At 68.3% G+C, this 12,868-nt stretch carries 12 protein-coding genes; 7 read left to right on the top strand and 5 right to left on the bottom strand.

Annotated elements, in window-relative coordinates; all coding sequences use genetic code 11:
• Positions 1–4 precede the first annotated feature (4 nt).
• Together BLR05_RS12415 and BLR05_RS12410 are read right to left on the bottom strand one after the other, a co-directional pair.
• Positions 5–520, bottom strand: coding sequence for a hypothetical protein (locus BLR05_RS12415; protein WP_092834777.1), 516 nt, complete (start codon positions 518–520; stop codon positions 5–7).
• 88 nt (positions 521–608) lie between these two features.
• On the bottom strand, positions 609–2,087 hold the full coding sequence (locus tag BLR05_RS12410) for a Ppx/GppA phosphatase family protein (RefSeq protein WP_092834861.1): 1,479 nt from the start codon (positions 2,085–2,087) through the stop codon (positions 609–611).
• Positions 2,088–2,437: 350 nt separating this feature from the next.
• On the opposite strand from BLR05_RS12410, the gene pstS reads away from it, so the two are divergent.
• The 7 genes from pstS to phoR all read left to right on the top strand — a co-directional run bounded on the left by pstS (position 2,438) and on the right by phoR (position 9,245).
• Entirely contained in the window at positions 2,438–3,478 is a 1,041-nt protein-coding gene (pstS, locus tag BLR05_RS12405; protein ID WP_092834776.1) for a phosphate ABC transporter substrate-binding protein PstS, read from the top strand.
• A gap of 78 nt (positions 3,479–3,556) precedes the next feature.
• Positions 3,557–4,570, top strand: coding sequence for a phosphate ABC transporter permease PstC (gene pstC / locus BLR05_RS12400; RefSeq protein ID WP_092834775.1), 1,014 nt, complete (start codon positions 3,557–3,559; stop codon positions 4,568–4,570).
• Positions 4,567–5,451 carry a phosphate ABC transporter permease PstA gene (gene pstA, locus BLR05_RS12395; protein ID WP_092834774.1) on the top strand — a complete coding sequence of 295 codons (885 nt, stop codon included), beginning with the start codon at positions 4,567–4,569 and terminating at the stop codon, positions 5,449–5,451. Before pstC ends, pstA begins: the two co-directional genes overlap by 4 nt.
• 34 nt (positions 5,452–5,485) lie before the next feature.
• Positions 5,486–6,268 (top strand): phosphate ABC transporter ATP-binding protein PstB, encoded by a 783-nt coding sequence (gene pstB, locus BLR05_RS12390; RefSeq protein ID WP_092834773.1) that lies wholly within the window; start codon positions 5,486–5,488, stop codon positions 6,266–6,268.
• 19 nt (positions 6,269–6,287) lie between these two features.
• On the top strand, positions 6,288–6,989 hold the full coding sequence (phoU, locus tag BLR05_RS12385; RefSeq protein WP_092834772.1) for a phosphate signaling complex protein PhoU: 702 nt from the start codon (positions 6,288–6,290) through the stop codon (positions 6,987–6,989).
• A 15-nt stretch (positions 6,990–7,004) separates the two neighbouring features.
• Positions 7,005–7,712, top strand: a complete 708-nt coding sequence (gene phoB, locus BLR05_RS12380) for a phosphate regulon transcriptional regulator PhoB (RefSeq protein WP_013594984.1) — start codon at positions 7,005–7,007, stop codon at positions 7,710–7,712.
• A gap of 105 nt (positions 7,713–7,817) precedes the next feature.
• On the top strand, positions 7,818–9,245 hold the full coding sequence (phoR, locus tag BLR05_RS12375) for a phosphate regulon sensor histidine kinase PhoR (protein WP_092834771.1): 1,428 nt from the start codon (positions 7,818–7,820) through the stop codon (positions 9,243–9,245).
• On the opposite strand, the gene BLR05_RS12370 is transcribed toward phoR, so the two are convergent.
• The 3 genes from BLR05_RS12370 to BLR05_RS12360 form a co-directional block, all read right to left on the bottom strand.
• A complete protein-coding gene (locus tag BLR05_RS12370; protein ID WP_192883772.1) occupies positions 9,169–10,545 on the bottom strand; it encodes an MATE family efflux transporter in 1,377 nt (458 codons plus the stop codon). The two genes, phoR and BLR05_RS12370, sit on opposite strands and share 77 nt — an antisense overlap.
• The gene (locus BLR05_RS12365; RefSeq protein ID WP_167361256.1) at positions 10,545–12,290 is read right to left on the bottom strand and encodes a hypothetical protein; all 1,746 of its coding nucleotides are present in this window, start codon (positions 12,288–12,290) and stop codon (positions 10,545–10,547) included. The genes BLR05_RS12370 and BLR05_RS12365 overlap by 1 nt, the downstream gene beginning before the upstream one ends.
• 174 nt (positions 12,291–12,464) lie before the next feature.
• The gene (locus tag BLR05_RS12360) at positions 12,465–12,725 is read right to left on the bottom strand and encodes a type B 50S ribosomal protein L31 (RefSeq protein WP_013594980.1); all 261 of its coding nucleotides are present in this window, start codon (positions 12,723–12,725) and stop codon (positions 12,465–12,467) included.
• Positions 12,726–12,868 lie beyond the last annotated feature (143 nt).

Genomic DNA, 12,868 nt, shown 5'->3' with positions numbered 1-12,868 from the left:
TCTCTCAGGCCTTGCCGGCGGCGCGCACCTTGGGGGCCTTGGCAGGCTTGGCGGCGGCCGTGGTCTCGGTGGGCTCGGCCTTCGGGCGGCCCGTCTTGATGGACGGGATGGCCTGCATGGCCTTAGCCAGCGCGGCATCCGACAGGCTGGCCAGCAGCACGAGGCCCGCACGCAGCAGCTCGCTTTTCTTCGCGGGCCTGCCCTGCAGGGCCAGGCGTTGCTTCAGTCCTTCGATCGCGGCGTACTCTTCCTTCGGGATCGTGAAGCTGTCGCGCACCAGCTTGGGTTTCTTCGCCTTGGTCTCGCGCGCGGCGGGTGCCTGCCTGGCGGCGGGCTTGCTCTTGGCCGCCGCGGGCGCGCTGCTGCGCTTGCCTGCCGCACGGGGGGCCTTGGCAGACTTCTCGTGCTTGACCGGCTTGACCGGCTTGACTGGCTTTGCGGCGGATGCCGGTGCGGCTGCTGGCGTGGAGGTCGCTTCGGCGGCAGCAGGGACGGGAGCGGAAGAGGTGGTGTCGGACATGGCAGGCTATCCAGAGTAAAACGATATAAACAGTTTATACCGTTATGGATGGGCCTGCACGTTTTGCGGATTGTGCGCCGCCATGCCGTCAGGGCAATTCGGCCACGAATTCCCAGGGGGTTCTATGCCAGGCGATGCCTTCCTCGCGCAGCAGGTGGGCCGACTGCGGATAGGCCGCAGCCCAGCCGGGGCGGGCCGACGCGACGAAGCGGTGGCCGTCGCGGACCAGCGCGACGCCTTCCAGGTCCGGATCGCGGCGGGCATGGCACAGGGCGACGGCCATGCGCAGGCAGGCGAGCTGGTGCGCCAGGCGCGGATCGTCGATGTCCGCCTCGAGTTTGCGCACCTTGCCCCGGTGGCCCTGCACGAGCCGGCCGAGGTGGCGCAGCTCCGAGACGGAGAAACCTGCCGCGTCGGTGTGGTCCAGGAGATAGGCGCCATGGTGGTGGTGGTCGCCATGGGAGACGATGCAGCCGATTTCGTGCAGCTGCGCTGCCCATACGAGTTCGCGGCTGACCTGTTCCGCGCCGTCGGGGCAGGCCTGCTGGTGGAGCAGGGCGGCCGTGCGGGCCACGCGTTCGGCATGCCGCATGTCCACGCGGAACCGCTCCATCAGCCCGAGCACCGTGGAGGAGCGCAGGTCGTCGGCATGCAGTTCGCGGTCGAGCAGGTCGTACAGGGCACCCTGGCGCAAGGCACCCTGCGCCACCTGCATCTCGCGGATTTCCAGCAGGTCGAACACGGCGCGCAGCACGCTGAGGCCGCCGCCGATCACCGCCCGGCGGTCTTCCTTCAGGCCCTCCAGGCGCACCTTGTCCACCGTGCGGGCGCGCAGCAATTGCTCCTGCAGCCAGTCCAGCCCGGACCGGGTGATGAGGCCGGGCGGGCCGCCCAGCACGGCCAGGATGTCGCCGATCGCGCCGGCGGTGCCGGAGGAGCCGTAGGCCACGTCCCAGGCCTGGGGCCGGTAGGTGTTGAGCGCTTCGTCCAGCACGGCCTTGGCCGCGATCTCCGCAGAGCGAAAGGACTCGGGGGTGAAGGCACCGTGCGGGAAGTAGCGCGTGGACCAAGCCACGCTGCCGACGCGGAACGAGGCCACCGTATCGGCCGAGAAGCCATGGCCCAGGATCAGCTCCGTGGAGCGGCCGCCGATGTCCACCACGAGCCGGCGCTCGTCGGACTGGGGCAGCAGGTGCGCCACGCCCTGGTAGATCAGGCGGGCCTCCTCGGGCCCGGATATGACATCGATGGGGTGCCCCAGCAGGGCGCTGCCGCGCTGCAGGAAGGCGTCGCGGTTGCGCGCCTCGCGCAGCGTCTGGGTGGCGACGGCGCGCACCCTCTCGGCCGGAAAGCCCTTGAGGCGTTCGGCGAAGCGCGCGAGGCAGTCCCAGCCGCGCTGCATGGCATCGGGGGTGAGGTTGCGTTCCTCGTCCAGGCCGTTGCCCTGGCGGACGGTTTCCTTCAGGTATTCGATCCTGCGTATCAGCCCGTGCTCGAAGCGTCCGATTTCGAGGCGAAAGCTGTTGGATCCGAGATCCACCGCGGCGAGCAATGTTCCGTCGTGCATGTTGTCGCGCCTTGCGCGCTGGTTTTTCTGGCGGCGCAGCATAGCACTCCCTTTGTCGGCGCCCGCGCAAAGCGGGCGCGCACCCGCAGGCTAGGTCTGCCTGAGAGGATCGGTCGGTGCCGCACGGACGGACAGGCGGGCAGGGCAGGCCGGCCAACACCGGCATGCAGCCTTGTCGCGGATGTCCAGCGTAAGGCGGAATCATGACATTCGCATGACATCCGGAGCTGCCAAAGCGCCGGCTTCCCTGGGAAACGCGTCCGTGACATGCTGGACGGCGCGTCACAGTCCTGTCATAAAGCGCTCCTACAGTCCGCACCACTGATTCTTTTCAACCAAGAGGTTCCCTCATGAAACTGTCTGTGATTCGGATTCTGGTGTCGGGTGTCGTCTCGGCGGGTGCGTTCTCCGCCGCGTGGGCCCAGCAGGAGGCCACGGGCGCCGGTGCCAGTTTCCCCGCCCCCCTGTATTCCAAGTGGGCGGCCGATTACAACAAGGCAACCGGTGTCAAGATCAACTACCAGTCCGTCGGTTCCGGTGCCGGCCTGCGCCAGATCGAGGCGAAGACGGTGGACTTCGGCGCATCCGACGCGCCCCTGAAGGACGAGGAACTGGCCAAGAAGGGCCTCGTGCAGTTCCCCACCGTGATCGGCGGCGTGGTTCCGGTCGTCAACATCAAGGGCATCGCCCCCGGCCAGATCAAGCTGAGCGGCCAGGTGCTCGGTGACATCTACCTGGGCAAGGTGACCAGTTGGTCCGACCCGGCCATCAAGTCCCTCAACCCCGGCGTGAACCTGCCGGACGCGCAGATCGCCCCGGTGCGCCGTGCCGACGGCTCCGGCACCAGCTTCATCTTCACGAACTACCTGTCGAAGGTGAACGATGAATGGAAGACCAAGGTGGGCGAAGGCACGGCCGTGAACTGGCCCACCGGTGCCGGCGGCAAGGGCAACGAAGGCGTCGCAGCCTTCGTCGGCCGCCTGCCGAACTCCATCGGCTACGTCGAGTACGCCTACGTCAAGCAGAACAAGATGACCTACGTGCAGCTGCAGAACGCCGACGGTGCCTTCGTCTCGCCCGACGACTCGGCCTTCAAGGCCGCCGCCGCCGGCGCCGACTGGTCCAGGAGCTTCTACCAGATCCTGACGAACCAGAAGGGCAAGGAATCGTGGCCCATCACCGGCGCCACCTTCATCCTGATGCACAAGGTGCAGGACAAGTCGGCCCAGGCCGCCACGTCGCTGAAGTTCTTCGACTGGGCCTACAAGAACGGCGACAAGACCGCTGCCGATCTCGATTACGTGCCCATGCCCGACAGCGTGAAGGCCGTCGTGCTCAAGTCCTGGGATGAGATCAAGGACGCTTCCGGCAAGGCCATCCCGCTGAAGTAAGTGCCCCGGACCGCCTCTTCCCCCGCACGGGAAGAGGCGGCCGCCAACCCGAAAAGGCCACCTCCCGTGTCCAGCACCATGTCCGCACCTCCCGCGACGCCGCTGCAGCGCAGCGCCAGCGCCCCCCGAACCACTCCACCTTCCCGCGCGCCACTGCTCTCCGGAGCCGTGGCGGACCGCATTTTTGCGTTGCTCGCCCGGGGCGCTGCCATGCTGACCCTGGCACTGCTGATCGGCATCCTGGTCTCGCTCGTGATCGGCGCCTGGCCGTCCATCCAGAAATACGGCGTGAGCTTCCTCGGCCGCAGCGTCTGGGATCCGGTGCAGAACGACTACGGCGGCCTGGTCATGATCTACGGCACGCTGGCCACGTCGGTCATCGCGTTGCTCATCGCCGTGCCCGTGAGCTTCGGCATCGCGCTCTTCCTCACGGAGCTGTCCCCTGCCTGGCTCAAGCGGCCCCTGGGCACCGCCATCGAGTTGCTGGCCGCCGTGCCCTCCATCGTGTATGGCATGTGGGGCCTGATGGTGTTCGGCCCCATCCTCGCCACGTGGGTGCAGCAGCCCCTGCAGTCGCTCCTGTCGGGCGTTCCCTACCTGGGCGCCCTGGTGTCCGGCCCGCCCGTGGGCATCGGCATTCTTTCGGCCGGGATCATCCTGGCCATCATGATCATCCCGTTCATCGCCTCGGTGATGCGCGACGTGTTCGAGGTCACCCCCGCGCTGCTCAAGGAATCCGCCTACGGCCTGGGCTCGACGACCTGGGAGGTGGTGTGGAAGGTGGTCCTGCCCTATACGAAGACCGGTGTGCTGGGCGGCATCATGCTGGGCCTGGGCCGTGCCCTGGGCGAGACGATGGCGGTCACCTTCGTGATCGGCAACATGAACCAGCTCGACTCGCTGTCGGTCTTCCAGGCCGCCAACAGCATCACCTCGGCGCTGGCCAATGAATTCGCGGAAGCCGGCGAAGGCCTGCACCAGGCGTCGCTGATCTATCTCGGCCTGGTGCTGTTCTTCATCACCTTCGTGGTGCTGTCGCTGTCCAAGGTGCTGCTGTCGCGCCTGCAGAAGAACGAAGGAGCCCGCTCGTGAGCACCTCGCAGCAACTCATTTCCGCGGCCGAGCTGGCCAGCCGCCGCCAGGCGCGCTATGCCCGCCGCAAGCGCGTGAACACCATCGCTCTGGCCCTGTCGCTCGCGGCCATGGCGTTCGGGGTGTTCTGGCTGATCTGGATCCTCTGGGAAACCGTCCGCCTGGGCGTGGGCGGGCTCAGCGCCACGCTGTTCACGCAGATGACGCCGCCACCCAACGAGGCCGGCGGCATCTCCAACGCGATCTTCGGCTCGTTCGTGATGGTGCTGCTGGCCACCTTCGTGGGCACGCCCATCGGCATCATGGCCGGCGTGTACCTCGCCGAATACGACAAGCGCAGCTGGCTCGCGTCGGCCACCCGCTTCGTGAACGACATCCTGCTGTCGGCACCCAGCATCGTGATCGGCCTGTTCGTGTATGCCGTGGTGGTGGCGCGCTTCAGGAGCTTTTCCGCCTATGCCGGCATCATGGCCCTGGCGCTCATCGTCATCCCGGTGGTGATCCGCACGACCGAGAACATGCTGATGCTGGTGCCCGCCAGCCTGCGGGAGGCCGCCTATGCCCTGGGCACGCCCAAGTGGAAAGTGATCACGCTGGTCACGCTGCGCGCCGCCCGCGCCGGTGTCATCACCGGCGTGCTGCTCGCCGTGGCCCGCATCGCGGGCGAGACCGCTCCGCTGCTGTTCACCTCGCTCAACAACCAGTTCTGGAACGCCGACCTGTCCAAGCCGATGGCCAGCCTGCCGGTGACCATCTTCAAGTTCGCGATGAGCCCCTACGAGAACTGGCAGGAACTGGCGTGGGCCGGCGTGTTCCTGATCACCCTTGCCGTGCTCGGCCTCAACATCCTGGCTCGCGTGCTGACGCGCCAGAAGTCCTGAGACAAACCATCCGCCACAGATCGGACCCATTCCCATGTCCACAAAAAACACCGGCACCGCAGGCGCCTCCAAGATCACGGTTCGCGACCTGAACTTCTACTACGGGAAGTTCCATGCCCTGAAGGGCATCAACCTGGACATTCCCGAGAAGAAGGTCACGGCATTCATCGGCCCGTCGGGCTGCGGCAAGTCCACGCTGCTGCGCACCTTCAACCGCATGTACGAGCTCTACCCCGAGCAGCGCGCGGAAGGGCAGATCATGCTGGACGGCGAGAACCTGCTGACCAGCAAGCAGGACGTGGCTCTGATCCGCGCCAAGGTCGGCATGGTGTTCCAGAAGCCGACGCCGTTCCCGATGTCGATCTACGACAACATCGCCTTCGGCGTGAAGCTGTTCGAGAGCCTCAACGCCACCGACATGGACGACCGCGTGGAGTGGGCGCTGCGCAAGGCGGCTCTCTGGAGCGAGGTCAAGGACAAGCTGCACCAGAGCGGCTCGGGCCTGTCCGGCGGGCAGCAGCAGCGCCTGTGCATCGCGCGCGGCATCGCCATCAAGCCCGAGGTGCTCCTGCTCGACGAGCCTTGCTCGGCGCTGGACCCGATCTCCACGGCCAAGGTCGAGGAACTGATCGCCGAGCTGAAGAACGAATACACCGTGGTGATCGTCACGCACAACATGCAGCAGGCGGCCCGCTGCAGCGATTACACGGCCTACATGTACCTGGGGGATCTGATGGAGTTCGGCGAGACCGAGCAGATGTTCTTCAAGCCCCAGCGCAAGGAAACCGAAGACTACATCACCGGCCGTTTCGGCTGACCGGACCAGGAGACTCCGCATGCCCGAAAAACACCTTTCCTCGCAGTTCGACAGCGAACTCAACAGCATTTCCGCCCGCGTGATGGAGCTCGGCGGACTGGTCGAATCCCAGATCCGCCAGGCCATCTATGCCCTGTCGCAGTTCAGCGTGGAGGCCGCCGACCAGGTCTCCGCCACCGAGCACCGCGTGAACGCGATGGAGGTCGAGATCGACCATGAGCTCTCGTCCATCATCGCGCGCCGCCAGCCCACGGCCCGCGACCTGCGCCTGCTGATCGCCTTCTCCAAGGCGACGGCGAACCTCGAGCGCATGGGCGACGAGGCCAACAAGATGGCCCGCATGGTCAAGTCCATCATCGAGAGCGGCTCCGCCCGATCCCTGCCCACCACCGACCTGCGCGTCGCGGCCGACCTGGCGTCGGGCCTGCTGCGCAAGGCCCTGGATGCCTTCGCCCGCCTCGACACCAGGGCGGCCGTGGCCATCCTGAAGGAAGACGACCTCATCGATCGCGAGTTCGACGGCTTCGTGCGCAAGCTCATCACCTACATGATGGAAGACCCCCGCACGATTTCCGCGAGCCTGGACCTGCTGTTCCTGGCCAAGGCCATCGAACGTATCGGTGATCACTCCAAAAACGTCGCCGAACTCATCATCTACCTCGTCAAGGGCAAGGACGTGCGCCACACGGCCCTCGAGGAGATCGAATCGGCCGTGCTCTGAAAGGTTTGCCTCTCCATGAAGAGACTTCCCCGCGTACTCATCGTCGAAGACGAATCCGCCATCGCCGAGCTGATCGCCGTCAACCTGCGCCACAACGGTTTCCAGCCCATCTGGTCCGAGGACGGTGAGTCCGCCCAGCGCGAGCTGGACGCGGTCCTGCCCGATGTCATCCTGCTCGACTGGATGCTGCCCGGCCAGAGCGGCCTGCAGCTGGCGCGCAAGTGGCGCGCGGACGCGCGCACCAAGCCGATTCCCATCCTCATGCTCACGGCGCGCGGCGACGAGCCGGACAAGGTGGCCGGGCTCGATGCGGGGGCGGACGACTACATCACCAAGCCGTTCTCCACCCAGGAACTGCTGGCGCGCATCCGCGCCGTGCTGCGGCGCAGGGCGCCCGAGCAGGCCACCGATACCGTGGCCATCTCCGACCTGATCCTTGACGCCGGTACCTACCGCGTGACCTACCAGGGCCAGCAGCTCAAGATCGGCCCGACCGAGTTCAAGCTCCTGCACTACCTCATGAAGCATCCCGAACGCGTCCACAGCCGGGCGCAGTTGCTCGACAAGGTATGGGGCGACCATGTCTTCATAGAGGAGCGCACGGTGGATGTGCACGTCAAGCGCCTGCGCGAGGCCCTGGGCGTCGCGGGCGCCATGGTGGAGACCGTGCGCGGCGCCGGCTACCGGCTTACGGCCCAGCCTGCCGCCCTGATGCGGGCCTGACCGCCGCCCGGGGCCGCCCCTCGACGGCCCCTCTTTTCGTTATCACAGACAACAAGGCAGCGGAGTGCGGACGGGGGAGGGCCCCGCGGGGCCCTCCCGGATTCCATGGTTTGGCGTTGCATCTTCTTCCTGTCCTTCCAGATCGCCGGTCTCCTGCTCGGCTGGCTGTGGGGCGGCTTCCACGGCGCGGTGGCGACCGTTTTCGCGGGCGTCTGGCTCTGGTTCCTCTGGGATCTCTGGCGCGGCGCCCGCGTGCTGCGCTGGCTGCGTGACGGCGACCTGTCCCGCTCCCCCTCGCTCAAGGGCATCTGGGGAGAGGCCGCCGACAGGACCCGCCGCCTGCTGCGCCAGAACCAGGCCGACATCGCCGCCAGCGACGCGCGCCTGCAGGAGATCCTCGCGGCCCTGCAGGCGACGCCCAATGGCGTGGTGCTGCTCGATGCCGAGGGCCACATCGAGTGGTGCAACCAGATCGCGGTCACGCAGTTCGGCCTGGATGCCGCGCGCGACATGGGCCAGTCGATCGGCAACCTGCTGCGCGACCCCGAGTTCAGCGCCTACTACGCCGCGCAGGATTTCTCCAGGGATGTCGTGCTGCAGGGGCGCGAGAGCACGTCGTCCCGGCCGGTGCGCATTTCCGTGCACCTGCATCCGTACGGCGACGGCCGCAAGCTGCTGCTGTCGCGGGACGTGACGGCGCTGGAGCAGGCGGAGGCCATGCGCCGCGATTTCGTGGCCAACGTGTCGCACGAGATCCGCACGCCCCTCACCGTCCTCATGGGCTTCGTGGAGACCCTGCAGACGCTGCCGCTGTCTTCGGAGGAGCGTGCGCGCTACCTGAACATGATGTCGCAGCAGGCCGGCCGGATGCAGAGCGTGGTACAGGACCTGCTGACCCTGTCGCGCCTGGAAGGCAGCCCGCCGCCGGGCCTGACCGAATGCACGCCGGTGGATGCGCTGCTGCGCCGCTGCGAAGACGAGGCCCGCGGCCTGTCCGCGCTGCTCACCCGCAGCCAGTCGGCGGGCCACGTGCTGGAGTTCCCGCCGGCAGAGTCGCTGCGCGGCGCCGGGCAGTTGATCGGGGTGGCGGCCGAATTGCAGAGCGCGCTCGCCAACCTGATCGGCAATGCGGTGCGCTACACGCCTGCCGGCGGCCGCATCACCGTGGCCTGGGATACGCTGGCCGACGGCAGCGCCCGCTTTTCGGTGCGGGACACGGGCCCCGGCATCGAGGCCGTGCACATTCCGCGGCTGACCGAACGCTTCTACCGCGTGGACCGCAGCCGCTCGCGCGACACCGGTGGCACCGGCCTGGGCCTTGCCATCGTCAAGCACGTGGTGCAGCGCAATTCGGCGTCGCTGGGCATCGAGAGCGCCGTGGGCAAGGGCTCCGTCTTTTCCGTCACCTTCCCGCCGCACCGCATCCAGCGCAGTGCGGCAGTGCGCGGTACATCGGCTAAGCCTGCGCTGCCGAAGCCGGGCGCAGGCCCGGTGAGCAGGCCTTCCGCAGTGCCCTCGCCAGCATCGCAATGAACACTGCGGCCGTCATGGCCAGCGCCAGCGCCCCGCCGATCCAGAAGGCGGCGGGCGACTGTTGCGGCGGGTGCCCGGCAAAGCCCGCATAGGCCAGGACATAGCCCACCGGCAGCCCGGCGCCCCAGAGCAGCACCCCGTAGGTGGCCAGCGGAGCGATGGTGATCCGGTAGCAGCGCAGGGCGAACGCGCAGAAGGTCTGCAGCGCATCGGCGACGTGGTAGGCCGCCACCCAGGCCAGCAGTCCGCGGGCCATGGCCAGCACGTCGGGAGAGGACGTGTAGAGGCCCGCCAGCCCATCGCGCGCCACGAAGACCAGGCCCGACAGGACGAGGGCGATGGTGCCCGCCATGCGCAGGCCCATCCACGCCACCTGCCGGGCGATGGTCTCGTTCGCACGGCCGCGCCAGTAACTGACCCGGGCACTGGTGGCGATGGCCAGCGAGAGCGGGACCATGTAGAGCACGGCAGTGAGGTTCGAGGCGATCTGGTGCGCTGCGGCGGCGACCGTGCCCTGCCGGGCGATGAACAGCGCCATCAGCGTGAACGAGGTGACCTCCACCATCACGGCCAGCCCCGCGGGAACGCCCAGCCGCGCGAAGCGCCCGATCTGCGATGGGTCGGGCCGCTCCATGCGCTTCCAGAGCGCCAGCGGCGCATACATCGGCGACGAGCGGACCAGCCACAGTGCGATACCCAGCAGCAGATAGTTCACGGCCAGCGTGGCCCAGGCGCACCCGACGGCGCCCTGGGCGGGCAGGCCGGCGAAACCGAAGGTGAAACCGATGGACAGCGGAATCTTCACGGCCAGCGAACCCAGCTGCAGCCAGGTGACCAGCTGGGGACGTCCCAGGGCCTGGTTGAGCGTGGTGTAGAGCCGGAAGGCCAGGGCGGGCGGCAGGGCCGCGGCCAGCACCGTGAGGTAGCGGCCGACCTCCTCGCGCAGACCGGCGGGCACCTCCGTCCAGCGCAGGATGGCGCCGGGCGACAGCAGCACGGCGATGCCCAGCAGGCTCGCGAGGGCGCAGAGGTACAGGGCCTGGCGCACCGTGCGGCCGATCTCTGCCGTGTGGCCCGCGCCGCGCTGCTCCGCCCAGATGGGCAGCAGCGCCTGCAGCACGCCCATGAGGGCGACATAGACGCTCACATAGACGGCCGAGCCGATCGAGAGCGCGGCCAGGGAGGAGGGCGCATGGCGGCCGGCGACGATGGTGTCGGTCACGCCGAAGGCCATCACGGCGAGCTGTCCCGCCAGGACGGTGGCCGCATGGCGCGCGACCTGGGCGCGCTCGGACAGCATCAGGGCTGCCCGGCCGCGGTGGGCTCGCGCCGCAGCACCAGGAGCTGGTCGTTCTTGTCGGTCGGGCGCGGCAGCACGGCCGTACGGTGCCAGCCGCTGCCGCGGGTCAGTTCGCGGACCGTGGCCTGCACGGCGGCGTCCGCCACCAGCCACTCGCAACGGCTGCTGCGCACTTCCGAGGGAAGTGCCACCGGCTGGATGCTCCAGCCACCGTGGGATTGCAGACCGGCGATCTGCGCACGGCTCAGCCCATAGGCGAGCAGGCACCCCGGCTCGGGGCCCAGTACCCGGGCCAGGTTCTCCATCTGCGGCCGGTAGCTGCGTCCATAGTCGAGCAACGGAAGGAAGAGTGTCATGAGCAGCAGCCAGCCCAGGGTGGCGCCACTGGCCGGAAGAACCAGGCTCTTCCAGATCTCGGCGCGGTTGCGCGAGGCCCGCCACCATGCCAGCGCGCACCATGCGGCGGTGGCCGCCAGCGCGAGGGCGAACGCGACCGGGGAGAATTCGACGACGAAGCCCGGAGCCAGCCGGGCCACGTTGGCGGCGGGCTTGGCCGGCACGCCCGTCTGCAGGGAAATCCAGATCACCCAGATGGTGATGGCCGACACACTGAAGAACAGCAGGGTGAACCAGTCGATCAGCGAGGCGATGGCGCGGCGCAGCGTGGGCAGGGCGAACGCGGCCAGCGTGGCCAGGGCGGGCAGGCCGAGCAGCAGGGCGCGGTCGGCGGGGCTCGTGGTCAGCGCGCCCGCCACGGTGACGCCGACGAACCACAGGGGCAGCAGCAGGTGGCGGTGGAGCGTGCGGCTCAGGATCTGCCGGCGCCAGCGCCAGATCGTCCACAGGGCCAGGGGCCAGGCGGGCCACGAGAACCAGATCAGCAGGCGCACGAGGCTCGCCCATTCCTTGGCCTCGCCCTCCTGGACGATGCGCCAGCGCCACAGGTCCAGCGCAGTGGACAGTGCCGCCACGAGCAGCACCGGCACGGCCAGGGCCAGCCCCCACAGCCATCCGCGGCGGGAGGGGGCCTGCCGGTCCCTCTCGCCGGGATCGCGGGCCGTGCAGGCCACCAGCAGCGCGCCACCGCCGCCGAGCAGGGCCGCCATGGTCGGTGCGCCGCTCAGCGCCAGCCCGAGCAGGCCGAGGGTGGCAGCCGCCAGGGCGATGAGCGGGCGGCGCGGCAGGCAGGCGGCAGCGAAGAACAGCAGCGCCGTGCAGGCCAGTTGCGAGAGGTAGCTGGTGACCTCGTGGGAGAGCTGGGCGAGTCCGAGGCAGGCGAGCAGGGCGAGCAGCGCGCCGTCGGCCATGGCCCGCGCGTAATCGGAGGGCGAGGCCTCTCCGCCGAAGGCGAAGGCCACCGGCTGCGCGCCAGGGCTGCGCGCGAGGTGGTACATGCCCCACCACGTGGCGACGAGCGTGAGCACCAGCAGCGCGACGAACGGCAGCCGGGTGGCCATTTCCGCGGAGAGCCAGCCGGGCGCAGCCCGCACGGCGAGCGCGCCGAGCCAGTAGGGCAGCAGCCCGTCGGTATCGGGAGCCATGCCGCCCAGGGTCGGGGACATCCAGGGCGTGTTCCCACGGGCCAGCTCCATCATGTAGCCGAAGGCGGTGACGTCCGCGTTCTTCCAGGGCGAGCGGGCCACGAAGCCGGGCACGACATAGGCCAGGCACAGCAGCAGCAGCGCCCAGCGCGGCAGCGGCCGCACGGCGTCCTGGGTCACGATGGCGGGGGTCGGAGGATTCACGCGTTCAGTGCCGAAAAAATCGATCGAGAATAAAGGCAAAAGCCTGCGCGGAGCCACCCGGCGGGCCGGGCAGTAAAAAAGGCAGCGCGGACGTGCCGGGCTGCCTTTGGCGGGATGCGGGGGCGGAGTGCCGTGCGGCCATCCGTGCCGCTCCAGGTCCGGAGGACCGCTGGATTACTTCGCGGCGGCAGTCTTGCCGAAACGGTTGCGGAAGCGCTCGACGCGGCCGCCCATGTTGTCCACCGACTTCTGCGTGCCGGTGTAGAAAGGATGCGATTCGCTGGAGGTGTCCAGCTTGAAGAGCGGCAGTTCGCGGCCGTCGTCGGTCTTGCCGGTTTCCTTGGTGTTCACGCAGGAGCGGGTGACGAACTTGAAGCCGTTGGACAGGTCCACGAAGAGCACTTCGCGGTAGTTGGGGTGAATGCCTTCTTTCATGGCATGGTCCTTTCTGGGGGGCTGCTGCGGGAGCCACGCCGCACCCATTGCGACGCACTTTCCGCTTCGAAAAAGCCTACCATTATCGCACAACCGCGCAATGAAGCGCCAGCCCCGGCAACGGGGCCTTCCATGGGAATCCC

This window comes from Paracidovorax cattleyae (assembly GCF_900104515.1).
GTDB classification, from domain to species: domain Bacteria; phylum Pseudomonadota; class Gammaproteobacteria; order Burkholderiales; family Burkholderiaceae_C; genus Paracidovorax; species Paracidovorax cattleyae.
Note: the sequence above shows the minus strand (reverse complement) of the source record. Positions and strands in the feature narration are given on the sequence as shown.